At 67.7% G+C, this 24,454-nt stretch carries 2 protein-coding genes; both read right to left on the bottom strand.

Features of this window, described 5'->3' with window-relative positions; genetic code table 11:
• Window positions 1-23,514: type I polyketide synthase (locus ACIBLA_RS36950; protein WP_399201095.1), on the bottom strand; the 23,514-nt coding region annotated here is incomplete at its 3' end.
• Between the two features lie 40 nt (window positions 23,515-23,554).
• A partial coding sequence (locus tag ACIBLA_RS36945) for a phosphopantetheine-binding protein (RefSeq protein WP_399201094.1) occupies window positions 23,555-24,454 on the bottom strand: 900 nt, incomplete at its 5' end.

The raw sequence follows: 24,454 nt of genomic DNA, 5'->3' as shown, positions 1-24,454 counted from the left end.
CCAGAACTCAGCACCCAAACCATCAACCACACCCCCACCACGCACACGAGACACCACAGGCCAGAACCGCTCCCGCTGAAACGCATACGTAGGCAGGTCCAAGGCGCGGCTCGCGTCACCGAGTTGTGTGGTCCAGTCGACGTTCCCGCCGGCGACGTGAACACCGGCCAGCGACCGCAACCACCGACCCCTGCCGCCGTCATCACGACGCAGCGTGCCCGTCACGGTCAGATCTTCACCGGCCTGCTCGACGGCCATCGCCAGCACCGGATGCGCACTCACCTCAACAAAGCTGCGGTGCCCGGCGTGCACGAGCGTTTCGATCACCTCGGCGAAACGCACCCGCTCACGAAGGTTCCGATACCAGTACCCGCCATCAAGCCCCGCCGTATCAACAACCTCCGCATCCACCGTGGAATGCAGTGGTACGTCCCCGCTCACCGGGGTGAGGCCGGCCAGATCAGCAGCCAACTGCTCCTCAATCGCCTCCACCTGAGCCGAATGCGACGCATAGTCGACAGCGATCCGCCGCACACCCTCACCGGAATGCCGGGCGACGAACTCCTCACACGCCACCACGGAACCCGAGACCACCACCTGCCCCGGCCCATTCACCGCAGCCACGGAGAGACCACCGGCCCACGGGCCAATCCACTCCTCAACCTGCGCGAGCGCAGCAGGAACCGACACCATCCCCCCAGAGCCCGCCAACCCCACAATCGCCCGACTCCGCAACACCACGACCCGAGCGCCATCCTCCAGCGACAGACCACCAGCCACCGTCGCAGCGGCGATCTCCCCCTGCGAATGACCCACCACCACAGCAGGCGACACACCCGCCGAACGCCACAGCCCGGCGAGGGACACCATCACCGCCCACGACACCGGCTGCACCACATCAACCCGCCCCAGCAACTCCGCATCACCGAGCGCGTCACGCAACGACCAGTCCACCAACGGCCCCAACGCCGCCCCACACCGCTCCATCCACTCGGCGAACACCGGCTCGGTGTCCCACAACTCCAGGCCCATCCCGACCCACTGCGCACCCTGACCCGGAAACACAAACACCGGCCCATGCCCAGTCGGCTCCACAGCACCCCGCACTACCGCAGACGAGGATTCCCATGCTTCAAGCCCGGACGTAAACCCCGCCAGATCCTCCGCCACCACCACCGCACGATGCTCGAACACCGAACGGCTCAACACCAACGCCCGGCCCACCAGCACCGGATCAACCCCCGGACGCTCAGCCACCCACCGACCCAACCGAACAGCCTGCTCCCGCAACGCCTCCGCCGACTTCCCCGACAACAACCACGGCACCACCCCGCTCTCAGCAGCGTCATCGACCTCGGCAGCCGACACGGGTTCGGGTTCTTCGAGGATCACGTGAGCGTTGGTTCCGGAGATTCCGAACGACGAGACCCCAGCCCGACGGGGACGATCATCCGTCTCCCACGGCACAGGCTCGGTCAGCAACTCCACCGCACCCGCCGACCAGTCCACATGCGACGACGGCGCATCCACATGCAACGTCCGGGGCAGAACACCGTGCCGCATCGCGAGCACCATCTTGATGATCCCGGCCACACCAGCAGCCGCCTGCGTATGACCGATGTTGGACTTCACCGACCCCAACCACAACGGCCGCCCCTCCGGCCGACCCTGACCGTACGTAGCCAGCAACGCCTGCGCCTCGATCGGATCACCCAACCGAGTACCCGTGCCATGCGCCTCCACCACATCAACATCAGCAGAAGACAACCGCGCACTCGCCAACGCCGCCCGAATCACCCGCTGCTGCGAAGGACCGTTCGGCGCCGTCAACCCGTTCGACGCGCCGTCCTGATTCACCGCACTCCCACGCAACACCGCCAACACCTGATGCCCGTGCCGCCGCGCATCAGACAACCGCTCAAGAACCAGGATCCCGGAACCCTCACCCCAACCCGTCCCATCCGCAGCATCCGCGAACGGCTTACACCGCCCATCAGCAGCCATGCCACCTTGCCGGGAGAACTCCGTGAACACTCCTGGGCTGGACATCACCGTCACCCCACCGGCCAGTGCCAACGAACACTCACCAGAACGCAACGCCTGCGCGGCAAGGTGCACCGTCACCAACGACGACGAACACGCCGTGTCCACGGTCACGGCGGGGCCCTCCAGGCCCAGCGTGTAGGCCACCCGCCCCGACGCCACACTCCCGGAGCTGCCGGTGCCACTGAATCCGTCGCTGTCCCCCGGATTCAACGCGGTCTGAGTCGCGTAGTCGTGATACATCAACCCGAGATACACACCGGTCGCACTGCCACGCAGCGAATCCGGCACGATCCCCGCCCGCTCCAACGCCTCCCACGCCGTCTCCAACACCAGCCGCTGCTGCGGATCCATCGCCACCGCCTCACGCGGCGAAATACCGAAGAACCCCGCATCGAACTCCGCCGCATCGGCAACGAATCCACCTACTCGGGCGAAATCACCCAGCCCGGCAACATCCCAGCCACGATCGCCAGGTAGTCCACCGATCGCGTCCGTACCTCCGCACAGCAACTCCCACAACGCCTCCGGGGAATCCACCCCACCCGGGAACCGGCACCCCATCCCCACGATCGCGATCGGCTCGTCGAGCGCCGCCACCGATGCCGCAGCCGGCGCCTCGGCTTCCCTTCCGAGAAGCTCTGCCAGCACGAAGTCGGCCAGTACAGAGGCGGTCGGATAGTCGAAGACCAATGTCGCCGGCAGCCGAAGATCGGTTACGGCCCCGAGCCGATTACGCAGCTCCACCGCCGTCAGCGAGTCGAAGCCCAGATCACGGAACGCCGCATCAGTATCAACGCTTTCGCCGGCGGTGTGGCCCAGAACAGTGGCCGCTTGAGCGCGCACCAACTCCAGCACTATCCCGTGGCGCTCCTCCACCGGCAGTACGAGCAGCTGCGCAGCCAGTTGACCCTCGTCGGCAGAAACGATGGCGGCAGTGCGGCGTGCCGGACCACCGGTCAACCCACTCAACAGCGGCGAGACAGATCCGGCAGCTCGCATCGCCGCTACATCCAGCCGAGCCGCCACCACCAACGGCCGCTCCAGGCGCATCGCCGCGTCGAACAGCGCCAGGCCCTGCTCGTCGGACAGCGCACGAACCCCGGTCCGGGCCAACCTGGCCAGGTCCGCCGTGTCCAGCGCCCCGGTCATTCCCGAGCTCTGCTCCCACAACCCCCACGCCAACGACCGCCCGGCCAGCCCAGCGGATACCCGCTGCTGCACCAACGCGTCCAACGCGGCGTTCGCCGCCGCATAACTCCCCTGACCCGCCGAACCCAACGTCGCCGCAGCCGACGAATACACCACGAACAAACCCAAATCCCGATCCCGGGTCAGCTCATGCAAATGCCACGCCGCATCCACCTTCGCCCGCAACACCGCAGCCAGCCGATCCGCCGTCAAAGACTCCACCACCGCGTCGTCCAGCACACCAGCCGCATGCACCACACCCGACACCGCATGCTCGGCAGGCACGTCGCCCAGCACCGCCGCCACCGCACCACGATCAGACACATCACACGCCACGATCGACACCCGCGCACCCAGGCCGCCCAGCTCGGCAACCAACTCATCCGCGCCCTCAGCAGCACCACCCCGACGGGACAGCAACAGCAGGTGCTCAACCCCATGAGCAGTCACCAGATGCCGGGCCAGCATCGCGCCCAACACCCCGGTCCCCCCGGTGATCACCACCGTGCCCTCAGCCACCTGATCCGGCACCGGTTGGCCGGCACCAGCAGCTCGTACGAGGCGCCGCGAGTGCAACATGCCAGCGAGGAGCGCCAGTTCCGGCTCGCCGCTGGCCACCACCGCGGGCAGCACAGCGTCGAGGCTGGTGTCGGCTTCGAGGTCGAGGAGGATGAAGCGACCGGGGTGCTCCGACTGTGCCGAGCGCACCAGGCCGGTCACCGCAGCGGCGGCAAGGTCGCTGCCGTCGGTGGCGCCCTGGGTGAGCACCAGCAGTCGGGAGTCCTCGGTGGCCGGATCGGCCAGCCACTCCTGCAACCACCCCAGCACCGTCGCCGTCACCGCGTGCACCGACTCCGGACCATCCCCAGCGCCGGCCGGGACCTGGGCCACCACCAGGGCGGGCAGCTCGCCCTCGACCTGGCCGTGCCAAGCCCAGTCCACCTCTTCGAAGTTGTCCCGAACGGCCAGCGGCAGCCAGTCCACCCCGAACAACGACCGCGCCGTCTCTCCCGCCACTGACGCAGCCAGGTCGGTGGTGACCGGTCGCAGCATCAGCGAGTCGGCACTGAACACCGGCTGCCCGGCCGGATCGAAAGCCACGACCCCAACCCCGCCGTCCCCACGCCGGGACAACCGCACCCGCAACACCGACGCGTCCGTGGCATGCAGTTGGACACCGCTCCACGCGAACGGCAACCGAACGCCGGCTTCGCTCGACTGCGTCAGCGCAGTCAGACCGATCGGGTGCAAAGCCGCATCCAGCAACGCGGGATGCACCCCAAAGCCATCTACCTCAGTCTGCTCAGGCAGCACGACCTCGGCGTACACATCACTGCCGGAGCGCCAGACCGCACGCATTCCCCGGAACACCGGCCCGTAGCCATAACCGTCCTCGGCCATGCGCTCGTACACGCCGTCCACCGGCACCGCCCGCGCACCCTCCGGCGGCCAGGAACCAGTCCACAGTGGAGCAGGGGCGGCCTGGGAACTCAGCACACCATCGGCGTGCTCAACCCACTCGTCCTCATCGCCGTGACGAGAGAAGATCTCCACCACCCGGCGACCCTCTTCCTCCGGCTCGGCGACCCGCACCTGAACCTGCACGCCACCCTGCTCAGGCAGCACCAACGGAGTCTGAAGGGTCAGTTCCTCCAGCACGGGACAGCCAGCCCGGTCACCGGCGTGCACGGCCAGATCCACCATGGCCGTGCCTGGCAGCAGCACGGAGCCAAGAACGGCGTGATCAGCCAGCCACGGATAAGACGCCAGAGACAACCGCCCAGTCAGGAGCACCTTGTCCTCACCAGCCAGCGTCACGACGGCGCCGAGCAGCGGATGCCCGGACTCGCCCTGTCCCAGAGCGTGTACGTCCCCGGCCGACTGGGTGACTGAAGGCCAGAAACGCTGGTGTTGGAAGGCGTACGTCGGCAGGTCCATGACGCGGCCCGCGTCACCGAGCTGTGTGGTCCAGTCGACGTGGGCGCCGGCGACGTGAACACCGGCCAGCGACCGCAGCCACCGACCCCGGCCACCGTCATCACGACGCAGCGTGCCCGTCACCGTCAGACCCTCACTGGCCTGCTCAACCGCCATCGCCAGCACCGGATGCGCACTCACCTCAACAAATGACCGATGCCCGGCCTCCACCAAAGTCTCGACCACCTCGGCGAAACGCACCCGCTCACGAAGGTTCCGATACCAGTACCCGCCATCAAGCCCCGCCGTATCAACAACCTCCGCATCCACCGTGGAATGCAGTGGCACTTGACCACTCGCCGGGGTGAGGCCGGCCAGATCAGCAGCCAACTGCTCCTCGACCGCCTCCACCTGAGCCGAATGCGAGGCGTAGTCGACAGCGATCCGCCGCACACCCTCACCGGCATACCGGGCGACGAACTCCTCACACGCCGCCACAGAGCCCGAGACCACCACCTGCCCCGGCCCATTCACCGCAGCCACGGAGAGACCACCGGCCCACGGGGCAATCCACTCCTCAACCTGCGCGAGCGCAGCGGGAACCGACACCATCCCGCCGGAACCCGCCAACCCCACAATCGCCCGACTCCGCAACACCACCACCCGAGCGCCGTCCTCCAACGACAAACCACCAGCCACCGTCGCAGCGGCGATCTCCCCCTGCGAATGACCCACCACCACAGCAGGCGACACACCCGCCGAACGCCACAACCCCGCCAACGACACCATCACCGCCCACGACACCGGCTGCACCACATCAACCCGCCCCAGCAACTCCGCATCACCCAGAGCATCACGCAACGACCAGTCCACCAACGGCCCCAACGCCGCCCCACACCGCTCCATCCACTCCGCAAACACCGGCTCGGTGTCCCACAGCTCCAGGCCCATCCCGACCCACTGCGCACCCTGACCCGGAAACACAAACACCGGCCCATGACCGACAGACGCCGCAACACCCCGCACCACCGCTGCGGATGTCTCAAGGTCACGCAGCCCAGCGACAAACCCAGCCGCGTCGTCAGCCACCACGACAGCCCGATGGTCGAACACCGAGCGCGAGGTAGCCAACGCCCGGCCTACCAGCGCCGGATCAACCCCCGGACGCTCAGCCACCCACCGACCCAACCGAACAGCCTGCTCCCGCAACGCCTCCGCCGACTTCCCCGACAACAACCACGGAACCGCCCCACCCGCCGAGCCCTCATCCACTTCGGATACGGATTCCGGCTCGGGCTCTTCAAGGATCAGATGCGCGTTGGTGCCGGAGATACCGAACGACGACACACCCGCGCGACGGGGATGACCATTCGCCTGCCACGGCAGCGCCTCGGTCAACAGCTGCACGGCGCCGGCCGACCAGTCCACATGCGACGACGGCGCATCCACGTTCAACGTGCTCGGCAAAACACCATGCCGCATCGCCAGCACCATCTTCATGATCCCGGCCACACCCGCAGCAGCCTGGGTGTGACCGAGGTTGGACTTCACCGACCCCAGCCACAACGGCCGCTCCTCCGGCCGACCCTGACCATAAGTAGCCAGCAACGCCTGCACCTCGATCGGATCACCCAACCGAGTACCCGTACCGTGCGCCTCCACCACATCAACCTCACCCGGAGACAGCCGCGCACTGGCCAACGCCGCCCGGATCACGCGCTGCTGAGAGGGACCGTTCGGCGCCGTCAGACCGTTCGACGCGCCATCCTGATTCACCGCACTCCCACGCAACACCGCCAGCACCCGATGCCCACGCTTCCGAGCGTCGGACAACCGCTCCAGCACCAGCATCCCGGCGCCCTCACCCCAGCCCGTCCCATCCGCAGCATCCGCGAACGGCTTACAACGCCCATCAACGGCCAGCCCACCCTGGCGGGAGAACTCCGTGAACACCGCTGGGGTCGCCATCACCGTGACACCGCCGGCCAGCGCCATCGAGCACTCACCGGACCGCAGCGCCTGAGCGGCCAGATGCACCGTCACCAACGACGACGAACACGCCGTGTCCACGGTCACGGCGGGACCTTCCAGACCAAGCGTGTAGGCCACCCGGCCCGAAGCCACACTCCCCGAATTTCCAGTACTGCTGAATCCTTCGCTCTCGGCCGGATTCATCGCTGTTCGGGTCGCATAGTCGTGGTACATCAAGCCGACGTACACACCAGTATCCGAGCCACGAAGCGAGTCCGGCACGATCCCGGCCCGCTCAAGCGCTTCCCACGCCGTCTCCAGAACGATCCGCTGCTGCGGATCCATCCCAACCGCCTCACGCGGCGAAATACCAAAGAACCCCGCGTCGAACTCCGCCGCCCCCAACAAAAACCCACCGTGCTTCGTGTAACTCGTACCAGGACGAAGCCGGTCCGGGTCATAAAGACCCTCCACATCCCAGCCACGATCGGCAGGGAACTCCGCCACCCCCTCACCACCAGCAGCCAGCAACTCCCACAACGCCTCCGGCGAATCCACCCCACCCGGAAAACGACACCCCATCCCCACAATCGCAATCGGCTCATCCACCACCGCCGCCACCGGCCGCACCACATCCGAGACACCGGTACCAGTCCCCAAAAGCTCCGCCACCACGAACTCAGCCAGCACAGAGGCGGTCGGATAGTCGAAGACCAACGTCGCCGGCAACCGGAGATCCGTTACGGCCCCGAGCCGATTACGCAGCTCCACCGCCGTCAGCGAGTCGAAGCCCAGATCACGGAACGCCGCATCAGCATCAACCCCGACAGCCGTCGCATGGCCGAGGACGGTCGCAGCCTGAGTACGCACCAGCTCAAGCACCACGCTGTGGCGCTCCTCCACCGGTAGCGCCGCCAGCCGGCCGGCCAACTCACCACCACCAGCCGAAGCGGTAGCCGCAGCACGCCGCGCCGCGCCTCCGACCAGTCCGCGCAAGAGCCGAGAGTCCACCCCTGCGGCCCGCATGGCAGCTACATTCAGCCGAGCCGCCACCACCAAAGACTGATCAACGCGTATCGCCGTGTCGAACAACGCCAGGCCCTGCTCATCCGACAGCGCCTGGAGACCGGCGCGGCTCAGCCGGGCCAGATCGACCTCGTCCAACGCCCCGGTCATCCCCGAGCTTTTCTCCCACAACCCCCACGCCAACGACTGGCCGGCCAACCCCGCCGAGCGCCGGAATTCCACCAGCGCGTCCAGCGCGGCGTTCGCCGCCGCGTAACTCCCCTGACCCGCCGAACCCAACGTCGCCGCAGCCGAGGAGTACACCACGAACAGATCCAGATCCAGATCCGCGGTCAGCTCATGCAAATGCCACGCCGCGTCGACTTTTGCCCGCAACACCGCAGCCAGCCGATCCGGCGTCAACGACTCCACCACCGCGTCGTCCAACACACCAGCCGCATGCACCACACCCACCAACGGATGCTCGGCAGGCACGTTGTCGAGCACCGCCGCCACCGCACCACGATCAGACACATCACACGCCACGATCGACACCCGCGAGCCCAACTCAGCAGCCAGCTCAACCGCCCCAGGAGCATCCATGCCCCGCCGCGACAACAGCACCAGATGCCCAACCTCGTAAGAGGCCACCAGATGCCGGGCCAACAACGCACCCAAACCACCCGTCCCCCCGGTGATCACCACCGTGCCCTCGGCCAGCCGATCCGGTGCCACCACGGCCTGCTTGCCACCTGCGGCCCGCACCAGACGCCGCACCGACAACTCTCCGGCACGTAGGGCGAGTTCAGGTTCCCCACTGCCCAGCACTATGGGCAGTACGGCATCGGGGTCCAGGTCGGTGTCGAGGTCCAGGAGGATGAAGCGGCCAGGGTGCTCCGACTGAGCCGAACGCACCAGCCCGGTCACCGCAGCGGCGGCCAGATCACTGCCATCGAGCGCGCCACGGGTGAGCAGGAGCAACTGGGAATCCTGATTAACCGACTCGGCCAACCAGGTCTGCAGCCAGTCCAGAACCGTAGATGTAACCGCGTGTACCCACTCCGGGCCCTCACCGTAGCCAGTCGGTACCTGCGCCACCACCACGGCGGGCACGTCGCCATCGACCTGGCCGTGCCAGGCCCAGTCCACATCCATGGAGGTACCTGGATCGGACAGCGGAACCCAGTCCACTCCGAACAACGACCGAGCCGACTCACCAGCGACCCCGGACGCCAGGTCGGCGGCGATCGGGCGCAACCGCAAGGAGTCTGCACTGAACACCGGCTGACCAGCCGGATCGAACGCCACGACCCCAACCCCACCGTCCTCACGGTGGGACAACCGCACACGCAGCACCGACGCACCAGTGGCGTGCAGACGAACGCCATTCCACGCGAACGGCAGACTAACGCCTTCGCTCGGCTGCGCCAAGGCGGTCAGACCGATCGGGTGGAGGGCCGCGTCCAGCAACGCCGGATGCACACCGAAACCGTCGACCTCGGTCTGCTCAGGCAGTGCCACCTCGGCGAAGACATCCGCGCCGGACTGCCAGGCCGCGCGGAGCCCCTGGAAGACCGGACCGTAGTCGTAGCCGTCTTCGGCCAGGCGCTCGTACCGGTCATCCACCGGCACTGGCTGCGCGTCCGGCGGGGGCCAGGCGCCGGTCCACACCGGAGCCGGGATGTCCTGCGGACTCAGCGCACCATCGGCATGCCGAACCCACTCATCCTCGTCATCGACACGAGAGAGGATCCCAACCGTCCTGCGCCCCTGCTCGTCGGGCTCGGCGACGCGAACCTGAACCTGCACCCCACCCCGCTCAGGCAACAACAGCGGAGCCTGCAACGTCAGTTCCTCCACCACCGGACACCCGACACGATCACCCGCATGCACCACCAGATCCACAAACGCCGTCCCCGGCAACAACACCGAACCCAGCACCGCATGATCAGCCAGCCACGGATACGCGGACAGCGACAACCTGCCGGTCAACACCACCGCGTCTCCGCCGGCCAAAGCCACCACCGCACCCAGCAACCCATGACCCGACTCACCCAGCCCCAACGCCCGCACATCACCCACCCGAGAGACCACCGCAGGCCAATACCGCTCACGCTGGAAGGCATACGTCGGCAACGACACCCCACCCGAACCCCGACCACCCAACAACGCCGTCCAGTCCACAGCCGAACCGTGAGCATGCACCCCAGCCACCGCCGTCAACAACGTCTCCGCCTCATCACGCTCAGCCCGCAACGCCGGCAACCACACACCACCCCCCACACCCGCCATCGCACTCAACGACCCAGCCGGCCCCGCCTCCAAGAACAGACCCGCCCCCTGCTCCCGCAGGCTCAACACCATGTCGTGGAAACGCACCGTGTCCCGCACATGCCGCACCCAATAGGCCGGCTCCGTCACATCGGCATCCGGGGTTCCGGACACCACCGGGATCCGCGGCTCACGCCAGGACACGCCCTCCAGGACCTGCTCGAACGAAGCCAGCATCGGCTCCATCAACGGCGAATGGAAGGCATGACTCACCCGCAGGCGCCGGGCCTTGCCACCCCGCTCCCGCCACTTCGCCGCCAACTCCAGCACCACATCCTCAACACCGGAAATCACCGTCGACTCGGGACCATTCACCGCCGCCAGGCCCACCATCGGGTGACCGGCAATCAACTCCAGCGCCTCACCCTCACCCGCCGACAACGCCACCATCGCCCCACCAGCCGGCAACTCCTGCATCAACCGACCCCGAGCCACAACCACCGCAGCCGCATCCGCCAGATCCCACACACCCGCCACATACGCAGCACTCAACTCACCAATCGAATGCCCCGCCACCCACTCCGGCACCACACCCCACGACGAAGTCAACCGGAACAACGCCACCTGCACCGCAAACAACCCCGCCTGCGTATAAAGCGTTTCATCCAGCAGGCCGGGCTCACCATCGATCACACCCTTGATCGGACGCGGCAAATGCCGGTCCAACTCCGCACACGCCTCATCAAACGCCTCAGCGAACACCGGGAACGACGCATACAACTCCGCCCCCATACCCAACCGTTGACTGCCCTGACCCGAAAACACCACCGCCAACCGACCGGACCCCAGCGACCCGCTCACCACACCCGCACCCGACCGACCCTCGGCCAACCCCTGCACACCCTCCACCAAAGCCTGCCGGTCACGGCCCAACACCACCGCCCGATGCTCAAACACCGAACGCGAGGTAGCCAACGCCCGCCCCACCACCACCGGATCGATCCCCGGCTGATCATCAGCCCACCGACCCAACCGAACAGCCTGATCCCGCAACGCCTCCGCCGACTTCCCCGACAGCAGCCAGGGCACCATCCCACCCGGAACCTCATCCGGCTCCGTCGCCGACACCAACTCGGGCTCGGGCTCCGCCTCTTCGAAGATCAGGTGCGCGTTCGTACCGGAGATTCCGAACGACGAGACCCCAGCCCGCCGAGGACGTCCATCCGTCTCCCACGGCACAGGCTCGGTCAGCAACTCCACCGCACCCGCCGACCAGTCCACATGCGACGACGGCGCATCCACATGCAACGTCCGCGGCAACACCCCATGCCGCATCGCGAGCACCATCTTGATGATCCCGGCCACCCCGGCGGCAGCCTGGGTATGACCGATGTTGGACTTCACCGACCCCAACCACAACGGCCGCCCCACCGGCCGGTCCTGACCGTACGTAGCCAGCAATGCCTGCGCCTCGATCGGATCACCCAACCGAGTACCAGTGCCATGCGCCTCCACCACATCAACATCAGCAGAAGACAACCGGGCACTCGCCAACGCCGCCCGAATCACCCGCTGCTGCGAAGGACCATTCGGCGCCGTCAAACCATTCGACGCACCATCCTGATTCACCGCACTCCCACGCAACACCGCCAACACCTGATGTCCGTGCCGGCGCGCATCAGACAACCGCTCCAGCACCAGAACCCCGGCGCCCTCACCCCAACCCGTCCCATCCGCAGCATCCGCGAACGGCTTACACCGCCCATCAGCAGCCAACCCACCCTGACGGGAGAACTCCGCGAACACACCGGGCGTGGACAACACCGTCACACCACCGGCCAACGCCATCGAACACTCACCAGAACGCAACGCCTGCGCAGCCAAATGCACCGCCACCAACGACGACGAACACGCCGTGTCCACCGACACCGCCGGACCTTCCAGCCCCAGCGCGTAGGAAACACGCCCGGACATCACACTCACGGCGTTGCCGGTCAGCGAATATCCCTCGGTGTCATGGGTTCCGGACGCCAGCACCGACCCGTACTCCGACCCGCCGACACCCACATACACACCGGTGTCCGACCCACGCAGCGAATCCGGCACGATCCCGGCCCGCTCCAACGCCTCCCACGCCGTTTGCAGCACAAGCCGCTGCTGCGGATCCATCGCCACCGCCTCACGCGGCGAAATACCGAAGAACCCCGCATCGAAATCCGTCACGTCGGGTACGAAGCCACCCACGCGCGCGTAATCAGCCTGCGGGTCGTCCAGTCCGGCTACATCCCAGCCGCGGTTCCCGGGGAAAGTCCCGATCGCGTCCGTGCCCTCTGTCAGCAATTCCCACAAGGCCTCGGGCGAGTCCACTCCCCCCGGAAAACGACACCCCACACCCACGATCGCGACCGGCTCGTCCAGCACCACAGCCGCCACCGGCGCGGCCATCGCCGCCTCGGCTCCGAACAGCTCCTCCAACAGGAAGTCCGTCAGCACAGCCGCGTTCGGGTAGTCGAACACCAACGTCGCCGGCAATGAAAGCCCCGTCGCCTCCACCAGCCGGTTGCGCAGCTCCACCGCGGTCACCGAATCGAAACCCAGCTCCCGGAACGCCTGACCAGCCCCCAGCCCGTCCGCGACGCCATGCCCCAGCACCACGGCCGCGTGAGCCAACACCATCTCGTGCACAGTCTGCCGACGCCGGCCCTCCGGCAGTACCCGCAGCCGGGCGGCCAGAGCGCTGTCCTCGTCCCTCGCCGAGCCCGTCGTATCGGACACGACAGCCTGCACCTGCGGAATCTGGCCCAGCAGCGGACTGGGCCGCGCGGAGGTGAACGCCGGGGCAAAGCGGGACCAATCCATATCGGTCACCGTCACGCAGGCCTCGCCCCGACCGACCGCCTCAGCCAGCGCACGCAGCGCACGCTGCGGTTGCATCGGCCGGACCCCGCGCCGCTGCATCGCTTGGCTCTCCTGCGCACCGGCCATTCCCGGCCCGGCCCACAAGCCCCAGGACACACTCGTCACCGCGCGCCCGGCCACCCGCTCCCGGAGGGCGTACGCATCGAGAAACGCGTTGGCCGCCGCGTAGATCCCCTGCCCGCCACCGCCCCACACACCAGCGCCCGAGGAGAACAGCACAAACGCGTCCAGCGGACGCTCGGCGTCCTGCACCAGCAGCTGATGCAGATTCAGTGTCCCGGCCACCTTCGCCGCCAGAACCTGGTCCACGGCGCCCGGATCGGTCTCCGCGATCGAGGCCAGCTCACCGACACCGGCGGCGTGGACCACCGCGTCGATGCGCCCCACGTCGGAAAGAGCCGTGGCCAGGCCGTCCCGGTCAGCCACATCACAACCCAGGACGGTGACCCGCACCCGGCCCTCGACAGCCAGCTCGTCCACGAGCTGTGCGGCGCCGGGCGCCTGCGTGCCACGTCGCGAGGTCAGCACGATGTGCTCAACACCCTGACCGGCCAGCCAGCGTGCGACCTGACCACCCAGTCCACCGGTGCCACCGGTGACCAGAACAGTGCCCGCCGGCACCCACGGCTGCCCGGAGTCGGGGGCGGGTACGAGCCGACGTGCGTACACGCCGCTGGCGCGGACGGCGACCTGGTCCTCTGCGTCCCACCCGGCCAGCACCGCGCAGCACCGCCGCCAGATCACCTCGTCGAGCGCGGCATCGGCATCGGCGGGCGGCAGATCGATCAGCCCACCCCACCACGTCGGGTACTCCAGTGCCGCCACCCGGCCCAGACCCCACGCCGCAGCCGCGTCCAGATCACCTGACCCGTCAGCGCCGTCAACCCGGACCGCGCCACGGGTCAGCATCCACAACCGCTGCGTGCACCCTGCCTGTTCCAGGCCCTGGAGCACCGTCAGAAGTTCCTTGGCCGGTGCAGCGCCGGGCAGGAAGACCCCACCAGCCAGGTCCGCTTCGGACAGGGCATCCCGTACTGCTTGCGCAACGGCGTCACGGTCTCCGAACACAGCAACCGGAAGCGGCCTCGCGCCCTGCTCGGCCAGCATCCCGGCCACCTGGCCGGCCCATTCAGCGGTGTCCGGGTGGTGCAACACCAGCCACGAACCGCTCAGCACCGAAGGCCGCGCCCCCGACAAGGGCGCCCACTCCACCCGATAGCGCCAATTGTCGATCGCCTGGCGATCCTGCCGCTCCTGGCGCCAGGCGGCCAGCGCGGGAAGCACCGAACTCACCTCGTGCTCATCCACCCGCAGAGTGGTGGCCAGAGCCGCGCCGTCCGAACGCTCCACCGCCTGCCAGAACTCCGCGTCGGCACCGTCGACAACACGGTCGGCGCTCTGGTGTGACATCTCGGGCCAGAAACGCTGGTGTTGGAAGGCGTACGTCGGCAACGACACCGGACTCGCGCTTCCAGCGCCGAGCTGTGTGATCCAGTCGACGTGGGCGCCGGCGACGTGAACACCTGCCAGGGACCGCAACCACCGACCCCGGCCACCGTCATCACGACGCAGCGTGCCCGTCACCGTCAGACCTTCACCGGCCTGCTCGACGGCCATCGCCAGCACCGGATGCGCACTGACCTCGACAAAGGTGCGGTGCCCGGCGTGCACGAGCGTTTCGATCACCTCGGCGAAACGCACCCGCTCACGAAGGTTCCGGTACCAGTAGCGGCCGTCAAGCCCGGCCGTATCAACAACCTCCGCGTCCACCGTGGAATGGAGCGGTATGCCCCCGCTCACCGGGGTGAGGCCGGCCAGATCAGCAGCCAACTGCTCCTCAATCGCCTCCACCTGAGCCGAATGCGACGCGTAGTCGACCGCGATCCGCCGCACACCCTCACCGGCATACCGGGCGACGAACTCCTCACACGCCACCACAGAGCCCGAGACCACCACCTGCCCCGGCCCATTCACCGCAGCCACCGACAACCCACCCGCCCACGGGGCAATCCACTCCTCAACCTGCGCGAGCGCAGCGGGAACCGACACCATCCCCCCAGAGCCCGCCAACCCCACGATCGCCCGACTCCGCAACACCACCACCCGAGCGCCGTCCTCCAACGACAAACCACCAGCCACCGTCGCAGCGGCGATCTCCCCCTGCGAATGACCCACCACCACGGCAGGCGACACACCCGCCGAACGCCACAACCCCGCCAACGACACCATCACCGCCCACGACACCGGCTGCACCACATCAACCCGCCCCAACAACCCCGCATCACCCAGAGCATCACGCAACGACCAGTCCACCAACGGCCCCAACGCCGCCCCACACCGCTCCATCCACTCCGCAAACACCGGCTCCGAATCCCACAACTCCAGACCCATCCCCACCCACTGCGCACCCTGACCCGGAAACACAAACACCGGCCCCGACGCAGCCGGCCCCGCCGTACCACGAACCACCGCCGTGGAAGTCTCCAAATCCCGCAACGCAGTCACAAACCCGCGTACGTCCTCCGCCACCACCACCGCACGATGCTCGAACACCGAACGGCTCAACACCAACGCCCGCCCCACCAGCACCGGATCAACCCTCGGCTGGTCAGCGACCCACCGGCCGAGCCGGGCGGCCTGCTCCTGAAGGGCCTGCGACGACTTGGCCGACAGCAACCACGGCACCGCCCCACCGGTAGCCTCTTCCGGCTCCACGTCCGATACCGATTCAGGTTCTTCGAGAATCAGATGCGCGTTCGTGCCCGAGATACCGAACGACGACACACCCGCGCGACGGGGATGACCATCGACCTCCCAAGGCACCGCCTCGGTCAGCAACTCCACCGCACCCGCCGACCAGTCCACATGCGACGACGGCGCATCCACATGCAACGTCCGCGGCAAGACGCCGTGCTCCATGGCCAGCACCATCTTCATAATCCCCGCCACACCAGCAGCAGCCAGGGTATGACCGAGGTTGGACTTCACCGACCCCAGCCACAACGGCCGCCCCACCGGCCGCCCCTGACCATAAGTAGCCAGCAACGCCTGCGCCTCGATCGGATCACCCAACCGAGTACCCGTACCGTGCGCCTCCACCACATCAACATCAGCCGAAGACAACTGAGCGTTGGCCAACGCCGCCCGGATCACCCGCTGCTGCGAAGGACCATTCGGCGCCGTCAGACCGTTCGACGCGCCATCCTGATTCACCGCACTCCCACGCAACACCGCCAACACCCGATGCCCACGCCGACGCGCATCAGACAACCGCTCAAGAACCAGGATCCCGGAACCCTCACCCCAACCCGTCCCATCCGCAGCATCCGCGAACGGCTTACAACGCCCATCAGCAGCCAACCCACCCTGACGCGAAAACTCCGTGAACACACCGGGAGTGGACATCACCGTGACACCACCGGCAAGCGCCATGGAACACTCACCGGATCGCAACGCCTGCGCAGCCAAATGCACCGCCACGAGCGAAGAAGAACACGCGGTGTCGACCGTGACAGCGGGACCTTCCAGACCAAGGGTGTATGCGATCCGGCCCGAGGCCACACTTCCGGCGTTGCCGGTCAGCACGTGCCCGGCGACATCATTCGAACCTGACGCCAGCACGGATCCGTATTCCGCCCAAGCAGCTCCCACATACACGCCAGTGTCCGAACCTCGCAGCGAATCCGGCACAATCCCGGCCCGCTCCAAGGCCTCCCACGCCGTTTCCAGCACGAGCCGCTGCTGCGGGTCCATCGCCATGGCTTCGCGAGGAGTGATCCCGAAGAACTCGGGATCGAACATTCCCGCCTCGGCCAGGAAACTGCCATGCCGGGCATAAGTGGTACCCGGACGAAGCCGGTCCGGGTCGTAAAGGCCCTCCACGTCCCAGCCACGATCGGCAGGGAACTCCGCCACCCCCTCACCACCAGCGGCCAGCAAGTCCCACAACGCCTCCGGGGAATCCACCCCGCCCGGGAACCGGCACCCCATCCCCACAATCGCGATCGGATCATCCTCCGCGCCGACGGCCACAGCCCCGGCTACGGGAGCTGCGTCCGCCCGCTCACCCAGTACGCCCGCCAGCACAAACCCGGCCAGCAACCGCGAAGTCGGGTAGTCGAAGGCCAGCGTCGCCGGCAGTCGGAGCCCCGTTACGCCGGTGAGCCGGTTACGCAACTCGACCGCGGTCAGCGAATCGAAGCCCACATCGCGGAAGGCCGCATCGGAGTCAACCGCCCCGGCCGAGCTGTGCCCCAGGACGATGGCCGCTTCGGTACGCACCAGCTCCAGCACCGCGTCTTGGCGCTCTTCCACCGGCATTGCCGCCAGCCGGGCGGCCAGCTCACCGTCATCCGCCGCGGTGGTGGCCGCCGCGCCCCGGCGTGTCGAACCTCCGGCTAGCCCCCGCAGCAGCGGCCCAGCGGCTCCGGCAGCTCGCATCGCCGCTACATCCAGCCCGGCCGCCACCACCAGCGGCCGTTCCAGGCGCGTCGCAGCGTCGAACAACGCCAGACCCTGCTCATCGGACAGCGCCCGAACCCCGGTCCGTGTCAACCGGGCCAGATCCGTTTCACCCAGGCGCCCCGTCATCCCTGAGCGTTGCTCCCAGAGTCCCCATGCCAGCGACTGGCCGACCAGCCCAGCCGAACGCCGCTGCTGCGCCAGCGCGTCCAGCGCGGCATTCGCCGCCGCGTAACTTCCCTGACCCGCCTGTCCGAGCGTGGCCGCCGCCGAGGAATACACGACGAACAAGTCCAGATCCAGGTCCTGGGTCAGCTCATGCAAATGCCACGCCGCATCGACTTTTGCCCGCAAGACCACAGACAGTCGATCCGGCGTCAACGACTCCACTGTCGCGTCGTCCAGCACACCAGCCGCATGCACCACACCCACCAACGGATGCTCGGCAGGCACGTCGTCCAGCACCGCAGCCACCGCACCACGATCAGACACATCACAAGCCCGCACCCACACCCGTGCACCCAACTCGCGCAGCTCGGCGACCAACTCATCCGCGCCCTCAGCAGCACCACCCCGACGGGACAGCAACAGCAGGTGCTCAACCCCATGAGCAGTCACCAGATGCCGGGCCAGCATCGCGCCCAACACCCCGGTCCCGCCGGTGATCACCACCGTGCCCCGCCGGTCCAGTCCCATCGGCAGGCGCAGCACCACCTTGCCCACGTTCCGCCCGGCCTGCAGGTGACGCAGGCCGTCCACGGCCGCGGCCGTCTCGAACACGGTCAGCGGCAGCGGCTCCAGGTCCCCGGAGCCGAACAGGTCCACGATCTCGGCCAGCATCTGACCGATCCGCTCCGGACCCGCCTCCAGCACATCGAAGGCCCGATACATCACGCCACGATGCCCGGCCGCGATCGCAGCCGCGTCCCGCACGTCGGTCTTGCCCATCTCGACGAACCGGCCGCCCGGCACGAGCAGGTCCAGTGAAGCGTCCACGAACTCCCCGGCGAGGGAGTTCAGGACCACATCCACACCCTCACCACGGGTTCCGGCCTGGAACTTGTCACGGAAGTCCAGATCGCGCGAGGACGCAAGGTGGGACTCGTCGAAACCCTCCTCACGCAGTACCGGCCACTTCCCGGAACTGGCGGTGCCGTAGACCTCCAGGCCCCAGGACCGGGCGAGTTGAACCGCTGCCATACCCACGCCGCCAGCCGCGGCATGAATCAGGATCCGCTCACCCCGCTGCACCTCAGCCAGGTCCCGCAACGCGTAGAACGCGGTCAGGAAAACGATCGGCACCGACGCCGCCCGAGTGAACGCCCACCCCTCCGGAACCTTCGCCACCAACCGATGATCAGTCACCGCCAACGGACCCAACGCACCCGCGAAAACACCGAACACCCGGTCACCGACCGCCAGACCGGTCACACCCTCAGCCACCTCGACCACCACACCGGCCGCCTCACCACCCATCACGGCCTCGGGATCGGGATACAGCCCCAGACCGACCATCACGTCCCGGAAATTCAACCCAGCCGCCCGCACACTCACCCGGATCTGACCGGACGCCAACGGCGCCACGGCGGACGGGTTCTCCAGCACCGCCAGATCGTCGAGGCTGCCCCGCTCAGGCACGTCCAGCCGCCAGCCCAGCCGCTCCGGGCCCGGCACCACCAACTGCCCGGTCGCCCGCACCAGACGCCGCACCTGCAACACACCGGCACGGAGCGCCAGTTCGGGCTCACCACTGCCCACCACCGCGGGTAGGAGAGCCGCGAGTTCGGTGTCGAGGCCGATGTCGAGTCCGGTATCGAGGAGGATGAAGCGCCCAGGGTGCTCCGACTGTGCCGAGCGCACCAAGCCGGTCACCGCAGCGGCGGCGAGATCGCTGCCATCGGCCGCACCCTGAGTGAGCAGCAGCAGTTGCGAACCCTCGGTGGCCGGATCGGCCAGCCACTCCTGCAACCACCCCAGCACCGTCGCCGTCACCGCGTGCACCGACTCCGGACCATCCCCAGCGCCGGCCGGGACCTGGGCCACCACCAGGGCGGGCAGCTCGCCCTCGACCTGGCCGTGCCAAGCCCAGTCCACCTCTTCGCTGGTGGTCGCCAGGTCGGCCAACGGCGTCCAGTCCACGCCGAACAACGAACGGGAGGTCTGCCCAGCCCGCGAAGCGGCCGGATTGGTAGCGATCGGCCGCAGCACCAAGGAGTCGGCGCTGAACACCGGCTGCCCGGCCGGATCGAACACCGCGACCGCGAGCCCGCCGTCTTCACGCTGCGACAACCGCACCCGCAGCACCGACGCGCCCGTGGCGAACAACTGCACACCACTCCAGGCGAACGGCAAACGCACCCCGCCCTCGCCGGACTCGTGAGCGAGAGCTGTCAGACCGATCGGGTGCAGGGCAGCATCCAGCAACGCCGGATGCACGCCGAAACCATTCACATCGGTCCGCTCGGGCAGAGCCACCTCGGCGAACACTTCGGCATCCGTCTGCCAAATCGTGCGGACACCCTGGAACACCGGCCCGTACCCGTAACCATTTCCGGCCAGCCGCTCATAGACGCCGTCGACTGGCACCGGCCGCGCACCCGGCGGAGGCCAGGCCCCGGTCCACACCGGCGCGGGAGCTGTCTGCGCGCTCAGCACACCGTCGGCGTGCTGGACCCACTCCTCGTCATCCCCCGGACGGGAGAAGACGCCGATCACCCGCCGACCGTGCTCATCACGCTCGGCGACCCGGATCTGGACCTGCACCCCGCCCTGTTCGGGCAGCAGCAGCGGAGTCTGCAGGGTCAGTTCCTCCAGGACCGGACAGCCGGCCCAGTCACCGGCGTGCACCGCCAGATCCACGAACGCCGTTCCCGGAAGGAGCACCGAGCCCAGCACCACATGATCGGCGAGCCACGGATACGCGGACAGAGACAACCGCCCAGTCAGCACCACCGCGTCTCCGCCGGCCAGCGCCACCGCCGCGCCCAACAGCCGGTGCCCGGCCTCACCTTGACCCAGTGCCCGCACATCCCCTGCCCGAGAGGTCACCGCAGGCCAGTACCGCTCACGCTGGAAGGCATACGTCGGCAATGACACGGGGCGCGTGCCAGTCCCCAGCAATCCAGACCAGTCCACTGTGGAACCGTGAGCGTGTATCCCGGCCAGCGCGGTCACCGCTGTCTCCGGCTCGTCGCGCTCAGCCCGTAGCAGCGGCAGCCAGACGCCGCTGTCCGCTGTGGCCATGGCACTCAACGTCCCGGCAGGCCCGGCCTCCAGGAACAAGTCCGCACCGTGCTCCCGCAGTTTCAGGACCGTGTCGTGATAGCGAACCGTGTCCCGCACATGCCGAACCCAATACGAGGGATCACAGACATCCGCATCCGGGGTTCCGGACACCACCGGGATCCGCGGCTCACGCCACGTCACCCCCTCCAGCACCCGAGCAAACGGCTCCAACATCGGCTCCATCAACGGCGAATGGAAGGCATGGCTGACCTGCAACCGCCGCGCCTTGCCACCCCGCTCCCGCCACCGCTGAGCCAACTCCTCCACCACATCCTCAGCACCGGAAATCACCGTCGACTCCGGACCGTTCACCGCCGCCAGCCCTACGGTGCCGTGCTCGCCGATCAAGTCCAGCGCCTCGGCCTCACCCGCCGAGAGCGCGGCCATCGCACCGCCAGTCGGCAACTCCTGCATCAACCGACCCCGAGCCACAACCACCGCAGCCGCATCCGCCAGATCCCACACACCCGCCACATACGCGGCGCTCAACTCACCGATCGAATGCCCCGCCACCCACTCCGGCACCACACCCCACGACGAAGTCAACCGGAACAACGCCACCTGCACAGCAAACAACCCAGCCTGCGTGAACACGGTCTCGTTCAGCAGATCCGAGTCGTTGTTGATCACATCCTTGATCGGACGCGGCAAATGCCGGTCCAGCTCCGCACACACCTCGTCGAAGGCCTCGGCGAACACCGGGAACGACGCATACAACTCCGAACCCATACCGAACCGTTGACTGCCCTGACCGGAAAACACCACCGCCAACCGACCGGACCCCAGCGACCCGCTCACCACACCCGCACCCGACCGACCTTCGGCCAGCGAGCGCAGGCCATCCGTCAACGCCTGCCCGTCCCGACCAAGAACCACCGCCCGATGCTCAAACACCGAACGCGTCGTGGCCAGTGAACGCCCCACCGCCACCGGATCGATCTCCGACTGGTCATCAGCCCACCGACCCAGCCGAACAGCCTGCTCCCGCAACCCCTCCGCCGACTTCGCCGACAACAACCAAGGCACAACCACAGCCGCCGGTTCCGGCTCGACTGTCGGCTCAGTCCCCGGCTCCGTTTCCGTATCCGGTTCTTCGAGGATCAAGTGCGCGTTCGTGCCGGAGATACCGAACGACGAGATTCCCGCCCGCCGCGGCCTGCCATCCGCCTGCCACGGCACCTCTTCCGTCAGCAACCTCACCGCGCCGGCCGACCAGTCCACATGCGACGACGGCGCATCCACATGCAACGTCCGCGGCAACACCCCATGCCGCATCGCCAGCACCATCTTGATGATCCCGGCCACACCCGCAGCAGCCTGCGTATGACCGAGGTTCGACTTCACCGACCCCAACCACAACGGCCGCCCCTCCGCACGATCCTGACCGTACGTAGCCAACAACGCGTCCGCCTCGATCGGATCACCCAACCGAGTCCCCGTGCCATGCGCCTCCACCACATCAACATCAGCAGAAGACAACCGGGCACTCGCCAACGCCGCCCGAATCACCCGCTGCTGCGAAGGACCATTCGGCGCCGTCAACCCATTCGACGCACCATCCTGATTCACCGCACTCCCACGCAACACCGCGAGCACCTGATGCCCACGCTTCCGAGCGTCGGACAACCGCTCCAGCACCAGCATCCCGGCGCCCTCACCCCAGCCGGTGCCGTCAGCCGCATCAGCGAACGGCTTGCACCGCCCGTCAGGAGCCAGCCCGCCCTGCCGCGAGAACTCCGCGAAGATCCCTGGCGTGGACATGATCGTGACACCGCCGGCCAGTGCCACCGAGCATTCGCCCGAGCGCAACGCCTGTGCGGCAAGGTGCACCGTCACCAACGACGACGAACACGCGGTGTCCACCGTGACCGCCGGGCCCTCCAGGCCAAGCGTGTAGGCCACCCGGCCGGACATCACGCTCGCCGCGTTGCCGGTTCCTGTGTGCCCCTCCTGGGCAACGGGCCCGTCAGCGACCATCGTGGCGTAGTCCTGGCCATTGGTCCCCAAATACACACCCGTGGCGCTGCCCCGCAACGAGTCCGGCGCGATCCCGGCCCGTTCCAACGCTTCCCACGCCGTTTCCAGCGCCAGACGCTGCTGCGGATCCATCGCCACCGCTTCACGCGGTGAAATACCGAAGAATCCTGCATCGAAATCCGTCACGTCGGTGACGAAGCCTCCCACCGGGGCGTATCCGGCGTGCGGGTCGTCAATCCCGGCCGACTCCCAGCCACGATCGCCGGGGAAATCACCGATCGCGTCCGTGCCACCGGTCAGCAGCGTCCACAACGCCTCCGGCGAATCCACTCCACCCGGAAAACGGCAGCCCACTCCCACGATCGCGATCGGCTCACGAGACTTCTCCTCGACTTCGGCGAGGCGCGAACTCGTCTCGTGCAGATCCACCGTGACGCGCTTCAGGTACTCGCGGAGCTTGTCCTCGGTGTTCACTACCGATCACCCATTCCTTCGTGAATAGCGCGAGGAGTCCTCATGCCTTGCCGTACCGGTTGTCGATGAAGTCGAAGAGGTCGTCGTCCGAGGCGTGCTGAAGTTCGTTTTGGACGTTCCCGTCACCATTCGGCCCTTGGAGGCTGTGCCAGGTCGACGTCAATGCCTTCAGTCGCCCGTTGACCTCGTCGTAGAAGTTGACGTCGGCGTCCTGGGAGTCGAAGTACTCGGCGGTCAGCTTCGACAAGGAGTTCTCCAGGCGGCTGAGCTCGTCCAAGATGGAGGGTCCGAAGGCGTCGGTGTCGCCGGACAGTCGCGTATGGAGGTACGCGGCGAGGTCGGCCGGTGTCGGATAGTCGAAAACGAGCGCCGCGGGCAAGGACAGGCCGGTCACCGCGGCCATACGGTTACGCAGTTCGACCGCGGTCAGCGAATCGAACCCGAGGGAACGGAAGGCGGTTCCCTCATCGATCCTCCCCGCACCCGCGTGGCCCAGCACCGTCGCGGCCTGCTCGCGGACCATCGACAGCACCACCGACGGGCCCTTGCCGGGCGGAGCCTGCCCCAATTCCCGCAGCCACGGGGAATCCCCGTTCACGGCATCAGCGGCCACCACCGCGTTGGCCTCCGGAAGCTCGGCCAGCCACCGTCCACCGAGGCCGAGTTCCGCCACCCAGCCCCAGTTCACGTCGGCAACTGCCAAGTAGCCTTCGTCCAGGGCGTGTTCCAGAGCCGTGACCGCAACCGCCGGATCCATCCCGCCCACACCGACGCGTCGGTGGAGGGACTGCACCAGTTCAGAATCGGCGAGTCCCGAGCCGGCCCAGGCACCCCACGCCACCGACACCATCGGCGCACCCTGCGCCCGCCGCATCTGCGCATAAGCGTCCAGGAACCCATTGGCCGCCGCATAGTTGCCCTGCCCCGGCGAACCCAGCAA

The organism is Streptomyces sp. NPDC050433 (assembly GCF_044458565.1).
Taxonomy (GTDB): Bacteria; Actinomycetota; Actinomycetes; order Streptomycetales; family Streptomycetaceae; genus Streptomyces.
Note: the sequence above shows the minus strand (reverse complement) of the source record. Positions and strands in the feature narration are given on the sequence as shown.